Origin of the sequence: Pseudomonas sp. EGD-AK9, assembly GCF_000465935.2 — a bacterium.
GTDB lineage: Bacteria > Pseudomonadota > Gammaproteobacteria > Pseudomonadales > Pseudomonadaceae > Aquipseudomonas.
This window is the reverse complement of sequence record NZ_AVOF01000973.1, coordinates 1-13,470: the sequence shown is the minus strand read 5'-3', so window position 1 is coordinate 13,470 and position 13,470 is coordinate 1. Positions and strand designations below refer to the sequence as shown.

12 protein-coding genes are annotated in these 13,470 nt (G+C 67.8%); 5 read left to right on the top strand and 7 right to left on the bottom strand.

Translation table 11 applies throughout. From position 1 onward, the window contains the following. The 3 genes from N878_RS26050 to N878_RS29795 all read right to left on the bottom strand — a co-directional run. Positions 1-1,150: AAA family ATPase (locus N878_RS26050; protein ID WP_021446402.1), on the bottom strand; the 1,150-nt coding region annotated here is incomplete at its 3' end. 56 nt (positions 1,151-1,206) lie between these two features. Next, entirely contained in the window at positions 1,207-2,394 is a 1,188-nt protein-coding gene (locus N878_RS26045) for an acetate kinase (protein ID WP_021446401.1), read from the bottom strand. Next, positions 2,395-2,553, bottom strand: coding sequence for a DUF3565 domain-containing protein (locus N878_RS29795; protein ID WP_021446400.1), 159 nt, complete (start codon positions 2,551-2,553; stop codon positions 2,395-2,397). Positions 2,554-2,703: 150 nt separating this feature from the next. On the opposite strand from N878_RS29795, the gene N878_RS26035 reads away from it, so the two are divergent. Further along, positions 2,704-3,189 carry a peptidylprolyl isomerase gene (locus N878_RS26035; RefSeq protein ID WP_021446399.1) on the top strand — a complete coding sequence of 162 codons (486 nt, stop codon included), beginning with the start codon at positions 2,704-2,706 and terminating at the stop codon, positions 3,187-3,189. Here the strand turns inward: N878_RS26035 and N878_RS29400 are convergent. Continuing rightward, positions 3,177-3,431: a hypothetical protein gene (locus tag N878_RS29400; protein ID WP_218186890.1), complete on the bottom strand. Its 255-nt coding sequence runs from the start codon at positions 3,429-3,431 to the stop codon at positions 3,177-3,179. The two genes, N878_RS26035 and N878_RS29400, sit on opposite strands and share 13 nt — an antisense overlap. Between N878_RS29400 and N878_RS26030 the strand changes: the two genes are divergently transcribed. The 3 genes from N878_RS26030 to clpB all read left to right on the top strand — a co-directional run bounded on the left by N878_RS26030 (position 3,430) and on the right by clpB (position 7,579). Next, a complete protein-coding gene (locus N878_RS26030; RefSeq protein WP_021446398.1) occupies positions 3,430-3,924 on the top strand; it encodes a glutathione peroxidase in 495 nt (164 codons plus the stop codon). The genes N878_RS29400 and N878_RS26030 overlap by 2 nt on opposite strands. A gap of 231 nt (positions 3,925-4,155) precedes the next feature. Continuing rightward, complete coding sequence (locus N878_RS26025; protein WP_021446397.1) at positions 4,156-4,893, top strand: nitroreductase family protein; 738 nt, start codon at positions 4,156-4,158, stop codon at positions 4,891-4,893. A 121-nt stretch (positions 4,894-5,014) separates the two neighbouring features. After that, on the top strand, positions 5,015-7,579 hold the full coding sequence (gene clpB, locus N878_RS26020) for an ATP-dependent chaperone ClpB (protein ID WP_021446396.1): 2,565 nt from the start codon (positions 5,015-5,017) through the stop codon (positions 7,577-7,579). Positions 7,580-7,715: 136 nt separating this feature from the next. On the opposite strand, the gene dld is transcribed toward clpB, so the two are convergent. The 3 genes from dld to N878_RS26005 all read right to left on the bottom strand — a co-directional run bounded on the left by dld (position 7,716) and on the right by N878_RS26005 (position 12,369). After that, positions 7,716-9,449, bottom strand: a complete 1,734-nt coding sequence (gene dld / locus N878_RS26015; protein WP_021446395.1) for a D-lactate dehydrogenase — start codon at positions 9,447-9,449, stop codon at positions 7,716-7,718. A 3-nt stretch (positions 9,450-9,452) separates the two neighbouring features. Further along, positions 9,453-10,592, bottom strand: coding sequence for an FMN-dependent L-lactate dehydrogenase LldD (gene lldD / locus N878_RS26010; RefSeq protein WP_021446394.1), 1,140 nt, complete (start codon positions 10,590-10,592; stop codon positions 9,453-9,455). Positions 10,593-10,674: 82 nt separating this feature from the next. Beyond that, complete coding sequence (locus N878_RS26005) at positions 10,675-12,369, bottom strand: L-lactate permease (protein ID WP_021446393.1); 1,695 nt, start codon at positions 12,367-12,369, stop codon at positions 10,675-10,677. 308 nt (positions 12,370-12,677) lie between these two features. Here N878_RS26005 and N878_RS26000 point away from each other — a divergent pair, with 308 nt between their 5' ends. After that, positions 12,678-13,451: an FCD domain-containing protein gene (locus N878_RS26000; protein ID WP_021446392.1), complete on the top strand. Its 774-nt coding sequence runs from the start codon at positions 12,678-12,680 to the stop codon at positions 13,449-13,451. Positions 13,452-13,470 lie beyond the last annotated feature (19 nt).

Genomic DNA, 13,470 nt, shown 5'->3' with positions numbered 1-13,470 from the left:
CCTTGGCCCGCTGCACCAACTGGTAGCGGAACGCCGGCGGCGACAGGCGCAGCTCGCGCGGCGTGCCGCAGCGGGTGGCCAGCCAGTCGTGGTCGATATGCCCGGCGACGAAGTCGGCGACCTTCTCCGCGCGCTCGCGGTCGTCCACCGGGATTTCCTTGTTCAGGCGGTTGAGGTTGGTGGCGGTGTCATAGGAGCCGGTGCCCACCGTCATCACCGGCAGGCCGCTGGCCAGGGCGCCGCGGCACAGCTCCATGATGCGCGGGTCGGGGGCGAAGTCGCTGCACAGCAGCAGGCCGGCCAGTGGCACGCCGTTCATCGCCGCCAGCGCGGCGGAGAGGATGATGTCGTCGCGGTCGCCCGGGGTCACCACCAGGGTGCCGGGCTTGAGCAGCTGCACGCTGTTGGCCACGGCGCGGGCGCAGAGCACGATCTTCAGCATGCGCCGCTGCTCGTACTCGCCGGCGTTGAGGATGCGCGCGCCGAGCAGTTCGGCGACGTCCTTGGTGCGCGGCGCGTTGAGTTCCTCCTGCCAGGGGATGCAGCCGAGCAGGCGGAAGTCGGCGGTCTTGAGCAGCGGCGAGAGTTCCTGCAGGCGTTCGGCGAAAGCCGCCACGCCCTGTTCGCTGCGTACCTTGTTGAGGATCACGCCGAGCACCTTGGGGTCCTTCGGCCCGCCGAACAGCTGGGCCTGGATCTCGATGCGGTCGGACAGCTCGGTGAGGCTCTCGTCCTCCGGCGCGCTGACCAGGATCACGTCGGCGTCCAGGCTCTTGGCCAGGTGGAAGTTGACCCGCGCGGCGTAGCTGGCGTGACGGGTCGGCACCATGCCCTCGACTATGACCACGTCCTTGTCCACTGCGGCCCGTTGGTAGAGGCTGATGATCTCCTCGAGCAATTCGTCGAGCTGGCCGTCGCCGAGCATGCGTTCGACATGGCCGAGCGACAGCGGTTTGGGCGAGTTGAGGCCATGGGTGCGGGCGATCAGCTCGCTGGAGCGCTCCGGGCCCTCGTCGCCGGCATGCGGCTGGGCGATCGGCTTGAAGAAGCCGACCTTGAGGCCGCTGCGTTCCAGGGCGCCGACCAGGCCGAGGCTGATGGAGGTGAGGCCGACGCCGAAGCCGGTGGGGGCGATAAAGAAGGTGTGCATGGTCTCTCCTGATATGGGGGCGCTGAGCGCAGCGAAGCCCTGCGGGCGATTCGGGCTCAGGCGTCGAGCAGGGCCAGGGTATCCAGGGCGATCTGCCGTTCCTCGTTGGTCGGCACCACCAGCACCCGCGGACTGCCGTCGGCCTGGATGGCGCCGGCGACGCCGCGCACGCAGCGGGCGTTGGCCGGCTGGTCCAGGTGCAGGCCGAGCAGGCGCAGGTGGTCGACGGTCTTGCTGCGGATCAGCGGCGAGTTCTCGCCGATGCCGCCGGTGAACACCAGGCCGTCCAGCCGCGGTAGGGCGCAGCTCATGGCCGCCAGCGACTTGGCCAGGCGGTAGCAGAACACCTCGATGGCCAGGCTGGCGCCGGCATGGCCCTGCTCGCGCGCCTGCTCCAGGGCGCGCATGTCGTTGGACAGGCCGGACAGGCCGAGCAGGCCGCTGTCCTTGTTGAGCATGCTGTCGATCTGCTCCAGGCTCCAGCCCAGGGCGCGCGCCAGGTGGCTGTGCAGGTTGGGATCGACGTCGCCGCTGCGGGTGCCCATCACCAGGCCTTCCAGCGGGGTCAGGCCCATGCTGGTGTCGCGGCTCTGGCCGTCGACTATGGCGCAGGTGGAGCAGCCGTTGCCCAGGTGCGCCACCAGCCAGCTGCTGTCGCCCACGGCCAGGCCGGTCAGTTCCGCGGCGCGGCGGCTGACGTAGCGGTGGCTGGTGCCGTGGAAGCCGTAGCGGCGCACGCCGTGCTCGCGGTACAGCGCCTGTGGCACGGCGTAGCGGTAGGCGTACTCGGGCAGGGTCTGGTGGAAGGCGGTGTCGAACACCGCGACCTGCACCAGGTTGGGGAACAGCTTCATCGCCGCCTCGATGCCCAGCAGGTTGGCCGGGTTGTGCAGCGGCGCCAGCGGCGCGGTCTGGCGGATGGCCAGCAGGCTGATCCCGTCCAGCCGGCTGGCGGCAGTGAAGCGCTCGCCGCCGTGCACCACGCGATGGCCGATGCCGTGCAGCTCGCCGCCGGCGGCGCTTTGCACCAGCGGCAGCAGCTGGGAGAGCGCCAGGCGGTGGTCGGCGCCGGGGATCATCAGGCTGTCCCGGGTTTCGCCCTGCTGCCAGTGCAGGGCCGCCTCCGGGCTGCCCAGGCGCTCGGCCAGGCCGCTCAGGGGGAATGGCTCCTGGGTTTCGTTGACCAGGGCGAACTTGATCGACGAACTGCCGCAGTTGATCACCAGAATATTGCGTGCAGGCATTTAGGCTTCCTTGAAATCATCGTTCGGCCGTCCCGTGGCGCACCAGCCGCAGGGAAAGGTGCTGCCCAGGCGGGCCTGGCGCTGTTCGGGGTCGAGCACCCAGGGGCGATTCTGCCAGGGCGGGCGGTGACGCAGGTGCTGAGTATGGCCGCAGGACAAGACTGCCACCCAATCGCCGTGCTCGTCCTGACGGAAGTCAAGCAGGCGCGACGCCCCTGCCGCCGGCCGTTTGTCCGGGCTCGGGTCGCATTCGCCTGCGGCCTTGGTTAAACTCGCTCGTTCATCATTCTTCTGCAAAAGGTCTCACCCATGCTGATCGCCGCCAACAAGGCTGTCTCCATCGACTATACCCTGACCAACGATGCCGGTGAGGTGATCGACAGCTCGGCTGGCGGCGCGCCGCTGGTCTATCTGCATGGTGCGGGCAACATCATCGCCGGTCTGGAAAAGGCTCTGGTCGGCAAGCAGGTCGGCGACGAGCTGGACGTCTCGGTCGAGCCGGAAGAGGCCTACGGCGAATACAGCGCCGAACTGGTCGCCACCCTCAGCCGCGCCATGTTCGAAGGCGTCGACGAGCTGGAAGTGGGCATGCAGTTCCACGCCTCCGGCCCGGACGGCAGCATGCAGATCGTCACCATCCGCGATCTGGATGGCGACGACGTGACCGTCGACGGCAACCACCCGCTGGCCGGCCAGCGCCTGAACTTCAAGGTCAAGGTGGTCAATGTGCGCGACGCCAGCGCCGAGGAAGTGGCCCACGGCCATATCCATGGCGAAGGCGGTCACCACCACTGATCGGCAGGGCGTGCGGATCGTCCGAAACGACCTCCGGTCGTTCCATCATGGCGATCCGCTGCTAAGCTGAATCTTGCGAAGAAGGCGCCGATAGGCGCCTTTTTTGTCGCAGGCCAGCGTTGCTTGCCACCCTGCGGGCCGTCGCTGGCGACGTCGAAAACGCGCCAGGTGTTTTGTGCTCGCAGGCCATCGCTGGTCGCCTTGTGGGCCGTCGCGCCGAATCTGTCGAGGAAGTCCATCATGAGTGCTTTTCACGATCTCAACCTGCGTGCGCTGGATGGCCAGGACCTGCCGCTTGCGCCTTACAAGGGCCAGGTGGTGCTGGTGGTCAACGTCGCTTCCAAGTGCGGCCTGACCCCGCAGTACGCCGGGCTGGAAAAGCTCCATCAGCAGTACAAGGGCAAGGGCTTCACCGTGCTCGGCCTGCCGTGCAACCAGTTCGCCGGGCAGGAGCCGGGCAGCGAGGAGGCGATCCGCGAATTCTGCAGCCTCAACTACGGGGTGACCTTTCCCCTGGGCAGCAAGCTGGAGGTCAACGGCCCCGGCCGCCACCCGCTGTATCGCCTGCTGGCCGGCGAAGGCGCGGAGTTTCCCGGCGACATCACCTGGAATTTCGAGAAGTTCCTGGTCGGCCAGGACGGCCGGGTGCTGGCGCGCTTTTCGCCGCGCACCGCGCCGGACGATCCGGCGCTGATGCAGGCCATCGAGAAGGCGCTCGGCCTGGCAGACCGCTGAAAAACTACCTGCGTTGGCAATCCTGCGTTAAAAGCGGCCTCAAAATGCTCATTTACAGCACGTAAACTCCGCTTTTTCGGCCGCTTTTGCCTTGTCTCGCCTGCCTCGCCTACGTTTTTCAGCGGCCCGCTGTAACGGCGAATCGGCCAATCCGCCGGCCGTTTCGACGGCCAGCCTTGTTCCCCGCTCCTCCCGGCGGCTTAATCGAGCGAGCTGCCGAGGAGTCCGCCCATGACCAGTTTCCCCCGCGACCCCGACGAGGCCATGGCCTCGCCGGCCGCCCTGCGCGCGCTGATCGAAAGCCGTCGCGCGGTGCGCCGTTTCACCGCCGAGCCGGTGCCGGAGGCGGTGATCCGCGACTGCCTGGAGCTGGCGATGCTGGCGCCGAACTCCTGCAACCTGCAGCCCTGGAGTTTTCAGGTGATCCGCGAGCCGGCGCTGCTGGCGCAGCTGCACCCGGTGTGCATGAGCCAGCACGCCGCCCGCGCGCCGCTGATCGTCGCCGTGCTGGCGCGCCCGGATACCTGGCGCCAGGCCTGCCGGCAGATCGTCGAGCACTGGCCGGAAGCCGAGGTGCCGGCGCGCATCCGCCACTTCTACGGCAACACCGCGCCGTTCCAGTACAACCAGGGCCCGCTGGGCCTGCTCGGCCTGTTCAAGCGCCAGCTGGTGCGCCTGCTGGCGCTGCGCAAGCCGCTGATGCGCAGGCCCAATAGCCGCGCCGAGATGCGCCTGTGGGCGACCAAGTCCACCGCCCTGGCGGCGCAGAATCTGATGCTGGCGTTCCACAGTCACGGCTACGCCACCTGCCCGATGGAGGGCTTCGACGAGGTGCGCCTGCGCCGGGTGCTGGAGATTCCGCGCCAGGCCATTCCGATCATGCTGCTGGCGGTAGGTCGCCAGGGCGAGAAGGGCGTGTACAACCCGCGCCTGCGCTTTCCGCTGGAGCAGCAGGTGACCTGGCGCTGACCTGGATCAAGGCGTCCCGGCTTGAATACGGCGTAATCGTCCTCATCTAGTCTTCATCTCGGCGGGTTTCTGTATTCGGGGATTGTGGTCCCGGCCCGCTTTTCTAGAAGGAAGGACATCTATGCGTATCGACCGTTTGACCAGCAAGTTGCAACTTGCCCTCTCCGATGCCCAGTCCCTGGCCGTGGGCATGGACCACGCCGCCATCGAGCCGCTGCACCTGCTGCAGGCGCTGCTGGAGCAGCAGGGCGGTTCGATCAAGCCGCTGCTGATGCAGGTGGGCTTCGACATCGCCAGCCTGCGCCAGGGTCTGACCCGCGAACTCGACCACCTGGGCAAGCTGCAGAACCCCACCGGCGACATCAACCTGTCGCAGGACCTGGCGCGCCTGCTCAACCAGGCCGACCGCCTGTCGCAGCAGCGCGGCGACCAGTTCATCTCCAGCGAGCTGGTGCTGCTTGCGGCGATGGACGAGAACACCAAGCTGGGCAAGCTGCTGCTGGCCCAGGGCGTGTCGAAGAAGGCCTTGGAGAACGCCATCGCCAACCTGCGCGGCGGCCAGGCGGTCAACGACCCCAACGTCGAGGAGTCGCGCCAGGCGCTGGACAAGTACACCGTCGACCTGACCAAGCGTGCCGAGGAGGGCAAGCTCGATCCGGTGATCGGCCGCGACGACGAGATCCGCCGCACCATCCAGGTGCTGCAGCGCCGCACCAAGAACAACCCGGTGCTGATCGGCGAGCCCGGCGTGGGCAAGACCGCCATCGCCGAGGGCCTGGCCCAGCGCATCATCAACGGTGAAGTGCCCGACGGGCTCAAGGACAAGCGCCTGCTGTCGCTGGACATGGGCTCGCTGATCGCCGGGGCCAAGTTCCGCGGCGAGTTCGAGGAGCGCCTCAAGGCGGTGCTGGGCGAGCTGTCCAAGCAGGAAGGGCGGATCATCCTGTTTATCGACGAGCTGCACACCATGGTCGGCGCCGGCAAGGCCGAGGGTGCCATGGACGCCGGCAACATGCTCAAGCCTGCGCTGGCGCGCGGCGAGCTGCACTGCGTCGGCGCCACCACCCTGGACGAGTACCGCCAGTTCATCGAGAAGGACGCCGCGCTGGAACGGCGCTTCCAGAAGGTGCTGGTGGACGAGCCGAGCGAGGAAGACACCATCGCCATCCTGCGTGGCCTCAAGGAGCGCTACGAGGTGCACCACGGCGTGACCATCACCGACGGCGCGATCATCGCCGCGGCCAAGCTCAGCCATCGCTATATCACCGACCGCCAGCTGCCGGACAAGGCCATCGACCTGGTGGACGAGGCCGCCAGCCGTATCCGCATGGAGATCGACTCCAAGCCGGAGGCCCTCGACCGCCTGGATCGCCGCCTGATCCAGCTGAAGATCGAGCGCGAGGCGCTGAAGAAGGAGGAGGACGAGGCCACCAAGAAGCGCTTCGTCAAGCTGGAGGAGGACATCGCCAAGCTGGAGCGCGAATACGCCGACCTGGAGGAGATCTGGAAGTCGGAGAAGGCCGAGGTGCAGGGTTCGGCGCAGATCCAGCAGAAGATCGAGCAGGCCAAGGCCGACCTCGAGGCGGCGCGGCGCAAGTCCGACCTGCAGCGCATGGCCGAGCTGCAGTACGGCATCATTCCCGACCTGGAGCGCAGCCTGCAGATGGTTGATCAGCACGGCAAGAGCGAGAACCAGCTGCTGCGCAACAAGGTCACCGACGAAGAAATCGCCGAGGTGGTGTCGAAGTGGACCGGCATCCCGGTGAGCAAGATGCTCGAGGGCGAGCGCGAGAAACTGCTGAAGATGGAAGGCCTGCTGCACCAGCGGGTGATCGGCCAGGACGAGGCGGTGGTGGCCGTGGCCAACGCCGTGCGCCGCTCCCGCGCGGGGCTGGCCGACCCCAACCGGCCGAGCGGCTCGTTCCTCTTCCTCGGCCCCACCGGGGTGGGCAAGACCGAGCTGTGCAAGGCGCTGGCCGAGTTCCTCTTCGACACCGAGGAGGCGCTGGTGCGCATCGACATGTCCGAATTCATGGAGAAGCACAGCGTGGCGCGGTTGATCGGCGCGCCGCCCGGCTATGTCGGCTATGAAGAGGGCGGTTACCTGACCGAGGCGGTGCGCCGCAAGCCTTACTCGGTGGTGCTGATGGACGAGGTGGAGAAGGCCCACCCGGACGTGTTCAACGTGCTGCTGCAGGTGCTCGAAGACGGCCGCCTGACCGACAGCCACGGGCGCACCGTGGACTTCAAGAACACCGTGATCGTCATGACCTCCAACCTCGGCTCGGCGCAGATCCAGGAGCTGGTCGGCGACCGCGAGGCGCAGCGCGCGGCGGTGATGGATGCGGTGAGCAGTCATTTCCGCCCCGAGTTCATCAACCGCATCGACGAGGTGGTGGTGTTCGAGCCGCTGGGCCGCGAGCAGATCGCCGGCATCGCCGAGATCCAGCTCAAACGCCTGCGTGGCCGCCTGGCCGAGCGCGAGCTGAGCCTGGAGCTGACCCCCGAGGCGCTCGACAAGCTGATCGCCGTCGGCTACGACCCGGTCTACGGTGCGCGGCCGCTGAAGCGGGCGATCCAGCGCTGGATCGAGAACCCGCTGGCGCAGCAGATCCTCGCCGGCGCCTTCGCCCCGGGTGCGCTGGTGCATGCCAAGGTGGAGGGCGAGGAGATCGTCTTCGCCTGATCGCGCTCGAGGTAAAAACAAGGCCCGCCAAATCGGCGGGCCTTGCCGTTTCGGGGGCACGATCTTATGTAGGAGCGGATATCGCCTTTTGCATCCGCCGAAATGGTGGATCGATGAAGCGTGATCCACCCTACGCTCAATGCTCCTGCCCGCAGCAGCCACCCCAATGCTTCTGCTTCGAGGTATGGCCGATGCCGGGGTTGAAGCTGTTGGTCGGGTCGAGTTCGCGGTAGAAGCCGGCCAGTGCCGGTTTGGCCACGTACAGATGGCCGACGTTGTGCTCGGCCGGGTACTCGGCGCGGCGCTCGTCCAGCAGCGCCCACATGCGGTGCTCCATCGCCAGCGGGTCGACGCCCTTCCTGACGATGTAGTCCTGGTGGAACACGTGGCAGAAGAAGTGCCCGTAGTAGAGCTTGTGCACGATCTGCTCTTCCAGCTCGGCGGGCAATTTTTCGACCCAGTCGCGGTCGTTGCGGCGCAGGGCGATATCCAGCGCGACTATGTCTTCCACGCTGTCGCGGTGCGCCTCGCGGTAGCGGATCGCCGCGCCGGCGATGGCGAAACGGTGGAGGAAGGCCTTGCGCCCCTCCTCGGCGTCGCATTCGAAGAAGGCGCCGCTGGTGCTGCCGGCGAAATACTCGGCGAGAAAGGCGCGGGTCTGCTCCAGGGTGTCGTTGGACACCCGCAGCAGCAGGTGATGCTCGTAACGCTCGCGGTATTCGCGCATGCGCTTGGGCAGATGGCTGGGCAGCAGGTTCATCGCCGCCTGCAGCACCCGGTCAGTGACCCCGCGCAGGCCGAAGCGTTCGAAGAAGCCGTCGATGCGGCTCTTCAGGGCGAAGGCGGCCGGCACCCTGGCGGTGCCGAACTTGTCGATCACCAGGAAGCTGTCCTTGCCGTACTTCTCGCCGATATCGAAGGCGGTGCGGTGGATGTACTCGCCGGCGATCGGCAGGCGCGGCAGGTGGGTGAGCAGGTGGCGGCGCACCTCGGTGAGATCCTGCGGGTCGTTGCTGCCGATATAGAACACCGTGCTCGGCTCCTTGGGGAAGGTGTCCAGGCGCACGGCGAACAGGCACAGCTTGCCGGCCGAGCCGGAGGCCTCGAACAGCCGCGAGGGGTCGGCGTTGAAGCGTGCCGGGGTGTCGGCATCGACGTCGCGTACGTGCTCGCCGTAGCGCGCGTCGGAAGCCTTGGCGGTCGCCTCGTTGCGGATCTGTTGCGGACCGTAGTCGCCGTTCTGCAGGCGGGTGAGGATCTCCTCGGGGCTGTCGCCCAGCTCGATGCCCAGGTGATTGACCAGCTGCAGCGTGCCGTCTTCCCGTACCTGGGCGTACAGCGCCAGCTCGGTGTACGCCGGGCCGCGGCGCACCAGGGCGCCGCCGGAGTTGTTGCAGATGCCGCCGAGCACCGAGGCGCCGATGCAGGACGAGCCGATCACCGAATGCGGCTCGCGGTTCAGCGGCGCCAGCGCCTGCTCCAGGCGGTCGAGGGTGGCGCCGGGCAGGCACACCACCTGCTCGCCGTCGTTGATCAGCTGCACGCCGGCGATGCGCAGGGTGCTGATCAGCACGATCTCGCGGTCGTAGTCGTCGCCGTCCGGGGTCGAGCCGCCGGTCAGGCCGGTGTTGGCCGCCTGCATGATGACGATGCGGTCGGCCGCCACCGCCGCCTGCAGCACCCGCCATTGCTCCAGCAGCGAGCCGGGGCGCACCACCGCCAGGACGGCGCCCTGACCGCTGCGGTGACCCTTGCGATAGCGTCGGGTGGCCTGCTCGTCGGTCAGCACGTGGGCCTCGCCCACCACCTGGCGCAGCTGCGCCAGCAGGGTGGCCGAGGCGACGCTTGCGATCCCCTGTGCGGCGCCCATGGCCTAGCGCTCCCTGACCAGCGAATCGCGGTTGATCTCGGCGATCGACTTGGCGCCGGTGAGCACCATGGCCACGCGCATTTCCTTCTCGATCAGCTCCAGCAGGTTGCTCACCCCGGCGCCGCCGGCGGTGGCCAGGGCGTAGACGAAGGCGCGGCCGAGCAGCACGCTGTCGGCGCCGAGGGCGAGCATGCGCACCACGTCCAGACCGGTGCGGATGCCGGAGTCGGCGAGGATCTTCAGTTCGCCCTTGACCGCATCGGCGATGGCCGGCAGGGCGCGGGCGCTGGACAGCACACCGTCGAGCTGACGGCCGCCGTGGTTGGACACCACTATGCCGTCGGCGCCGAACTTGACTGCGTCGCGGGCGTCGTCGGCGTCGAGGATGCCCTTGATCACCATCGGTCCTTCCCAGAAGTCGCGGATCCACTGCAGATCCTTCCAGGAAATCGACGGGTCGAAGTTGGCGCCCAGCCAGCCGATATAGTCGGCCAGGCCGGTGGGGTTGCCGCGGTAGGCAGAGATATTGCCCAGGTCGTGCGGCTTGCCCAGCAGGCCGACGTCGAGCGCCCAGCTCGGGTGGGTCATGGCCTGCAGCATGCGCCGCAGCGGCGCGTTGGGGCCGCTCATGCCGGAGTGGGCGTCGCGGTAGCGCGCCCCGGGCACCGGCATGTCGACGGTGAACACCAGGGTGCTGACGCCGGCGGCCTTGGCCCGCTCCAGCACGTTCTTCATGAAGCCGCGGTCCTTCAGCACGTAGAGCTGGAACCACATGGGCCTGTCGATGGCCGGCGCCACCTCCTCGATCGGGCACACCGACACGGTGGACATCGTGAAGGGAATGCCCTTGGCCGCCGCCGCCTTGGCCGCCTGCACCTCGCCGCGCCGCGCGTACATGCCGGTCAGGCCGACCGGAGCCAGGGCCACCGGCATCGCCAGCTGCTCGCCGAACAGCTCGGTGGACAGATCCAGCGCCGACATGTCCTTGAGCACCCGCTGGCGCAGGGCGATGTCGGCCAGGTCGGCGACGTTGCGCCGCAGGGTGTGCTCGGCGTAGGCGCCGCCGTCGAGGTAGTGGAACAGGAACGGCGGCAGCTTGCGCTGCGCGGCGGCGCGGTAGTCGGTGGAAGCAGAAATGATCATGAACTCATCCTGTGCTGAAAAGGGGTGCGTGGGGCCGTAATACGCGCGCCCCGACGGGTCGGGGCGCGCGGGGCGGCGGCGGTCAGTGGGCGATCAGCGGGTCGCTGACGCCCAGGGCATAGATCGCCACCATCGCGATGACTCCAGTAAAGAACACGTAGTACAGGGTCGGCCAGATGGTCTTGCGCAGGGTGCTGCCCTCGCGGCCGAGCAGGCCGACCGTGGCCGAGGCCGCCACCACGTTGTGGATCGCCACCATGTTGCCGGCGGCGGCGCCGATGGCCTGCACGGCGACGATCAGCGCGCCGGAGATGCCCAGGCTGCTGGCCACGCCGAACTGGAACTGGCTGAACATCATGTTGCTCACCGTGTTGGAACCGGCGATGAAGGCGCCCAGGGCGCCGATGCTCGGCGCCAGCAGCGGGTAGATGCCGCCGACGCTGTCGGCCACCCAGCGCGCCATAAGGATCGGCATGCTGGCCAGCTCGGCGCCGTTGACCCCGGAGTTGATCAGGATGCGCACCATCGGCACGGTGAACAGCAGCACGAAGCCGGCGCTGAGCAGCACGCTGGACGACTCCTTCACCGCGGCGGTGAGTTCGCGCAGCTTCATGCCGTGCAGGAAGAAGGTGGCCAGCACCACGGCGACCAGGATGCCGCCCGGCAGGTACAGCGGTTGGAAGTTGGCGCCGATGCCGGCCTCGCCGAGCAGGTCGGGGAAGTTCACCACCACCGCCTTGAGCGCATTGCCGACCTCGGGGAACACCCGGCTGATCACCAGCAGCACGCCGACCAGCACGTAGGGCAACCAGGCGCGCAGGGCGCTCATCGGCTTGGCGGTGAGCTCGTCCAGCTTCATCTCGACGCTGCCCAGCCATTCGCTCGGCCACTTGTCGGCCGGGGCGAAATCCCAGGTGGTCTTAGGTACCAGGAAGCCGAAGCGGGCGGCGCTGGTGACGATGGCCAGGCCGATCAGGCCGCCGAGCAGCGAGGGGAATTCCGGGCCGAGGAACACGCCGGTGGCGGCGTAGGGCAGGACGAAGGCGAGGCCGGCGAAGATCGCGAACGGCAGCACTTCCAGGCCGGCCTTCCAGCTTTTCTCCTGTCCGAAGAAGCGGGTCAGCATCATCGCCATCACCAGCGGCATGACCACGCCGACCGTGGCATGGATGATCGCCACCTGGCTGGTGATCAGCTGCAGGAACTGCGCCCAGCTCGAGCCCTGCTCGAGCAGCTGCGCGCCGATGCTGGCGGTGTCCAGGCCGGTGTTGACGCCGACGATGATTGGCGTGCCGACCGCGCCGAAGGACACCGGCGTGCTCTGCACCAGCATGCCCATCAGCACCGCGGCCATGGCCGGGAAGCCGATGGCCACCAGCAGCGGCGCGGCGATGGCGGCCGGGGTGCCGAAGCCGGAGGCGCCCTCGATGAAGCAGCCGAACAGCCAGGCGATGATGATCGCCTGGATGCGCCGGTCGGGGCTGATGGTGGCGAAACCGGCGCGGATCGCGGTGATGCCGCCGGAATGCTTGAGGGTGTTGAGCAGCAGGATGGCGCCGAAGATGATCCACAGCAGGCCGAGGGTGATCAGCAGGCCCTGCAGGGTCGAGGCCAGCACGCGGTTGAAGCTCATGTCCCAGGCGAACAGGCCGACCGCGGCAGTGATCAGGTAGACCAGCGGCATGGCGTGCTTGGCTGGCCAGCGCAGGCCGATCAGCAGCACGGCGGCCAGCAGGATGGGGGAGAACGCCAGCAGGGCGAGAATTCCGTTGGACATGGGGCTCACTCCGCGGCGAGGCGCACGCGGCGCAGTGGGGACGAAGCGGTGGCGGGCAGACGTGCGGCGCTATGGGGGTTCATGGCGTGACCTCGACGACTCGTTCTTGTTATCGGTATGGATTAATTGGTAAGACCAATTTACAAAGTTGCCGGCTCAGGTTAAAAGTCGATCAATGACCTGTCAAATCGTCGGGCTAAGACTTTGGTCGTAGAGGCTCGTCTTGTCCGCGTTCGGCCTGGGCGATAGGCTTGCGCCTCAGGGCCAGGCCTGCTGGTGGCCTGGTCAAACCAATGGAGAAGTTCGGGATGGAAGTAGGGCAGGTGCGGCAGCGCCGTTTATCGGACGATATCGTCGCGCAACTGGAAACCATGATTCTCGAAGGCACCCTGCGTGCCGGCGAGCGCCTGCCTGCCGAGCGCACCCTGGCCGAACAGTTCGGCGTGTCGCGCCCGTCGCTGCGCGAGGCGATCCAGAAGCTGGTGGCCAAGGGCCTGCTGGTCAGCCGCCAGGGCGGCGGCAACTACGTCGCCGAATCGCTCGGCTCCACCTTCAGCGACCCGCTGATGCAGCTGCTGGAAAACAAGGAGGACGCCCAGCGCGACCTGCTGGAGTTCCGCCACACCCTGGAAGGCTCCTGCGCCTACTACGCTGCCAAGCGCGCCACCGATATCGACCGCCAGCGCCTGACCGAGGCGTTCCAGGCGCTGCAGGACTGCTACACGCGGGTCGGCAAGGTCACCCGCGCCGAGGAGGGCGCCGCCGATGCGCGCTTCCACCTGGCCATCGCCGAGGCCAGCCACAACGCCGTGCTGCTGCACACCATCCGCGGCCTGTTCGACCTGCTCAAACGCAACGTGGTGACCAATATCGGCGGCATGTACGCCCAGCGCGAGGAGACCCGCGACATGCTGATCAGCCAGCACCGCGCGCTGTACGAGGCGATAGTCGAGGGCCGCGCCGAGGACGCCCGGGCGCTGTCGGATCGGCATATCGACTACGTGCAGGAAGTGCTGGCGGAAGTGCAGCTGGAGGCACGCCGGGTGGAGCGGGCGCAGCGGCGCGGCGCGGTCAGGCCCTAGGGCGCCAGCGCACCGGCCC